The following is a 741-nucleotide window of genomic DNA, read 5'->3' as shown; positions in this document are numbered from 1 at the left end:
CCAGGGGGTAAAAAACTGGTTAAGTGCTTTATCACCCAAATTAAGCTGCATAAACACACTGCCCAGAAAATCACCGGGTTCCTGCGCCAGCCCCAGCACGGTATAGGAAAAGAGTTCTACAATTCGGTCAACATCCTCCCGTTCGTACTTGTTGATAGTTTTCAGGTAATACTGCTCCAGCTCCTCGCTGTAACAGTACCTATTATGTATTGCTGCCATCACGCAATTACAAAAATCCTGAAAAACCTGATAACGACGGTGGTAACGCGCCGTCTGGTTAAACAGAGAAATAAACTCTTTTTGGTGATCCGGCTGTGATGCCATAACGTGTTTTCCTTGCGTAACAATAAAAAGGAGAACACGTTCCGAAAAGGGAAAATGTTTTCCCTTTCGGTTGAAGTGAAGATAAAAAATAAATTGATGATGCGTTAAACGAAGGGCTATTGCCCAACCGCGATGGCCGGCACGGGCAGGTTCACATCCCGCTTGTCATCGTTGACCAGATAAAGCGCAGGTCGGTTCTCCCGTCCTGACGGCCCGTGACCACTGTCCACATGCTCGCCCTGGTCATAGCAATCGTAACCTTTGAGCTGGCCTGACAATCCGCTGTACCAGTGGCGGATTTCACAGTCAAAGACCGATGACAGCTCCCCCATCAGCTCGGCCGAAGGCGGTGCCCACGGGGAGTCAAAGCGCACGGTTAAGCTGCTGACATGCCGGCGCTCCCAGCGGACATGGTGA

The 741-nt window shown here is 50.2% G+C and carries 2 pseudogenes; both read right to left on the bottom strand.

Annotation, left to right across the window (positions count from 1 at the left end):
- Window positions 1-324: pseudogene (locus Xenpb_RS19415) on the bottom strand (SAM-dependent DNA methyltransferase); the annotation flags it as partial.
- A gap of 116 nt (window positions 325-440) precedes the next feature.
- Window positions 441-741: pseudogene (locus Xenpb_RS19410) on the bottom strand (hypothetical protein); the annotation flags it as partial.

The organism is Xenorhabdus sp. PB62.4, assembly GCF_014467285.1.
Classification (GTDB): Bacteria; Pseudomonadota; Gammaproteobacteria; order Enterobacterales; family Enterobacteriaceae; genus Xenorhabdus.
Note: the sequence above shows the minus strand (reverse complement) of the source record. Positions and strands in the feature narration are given on the sequence as shown.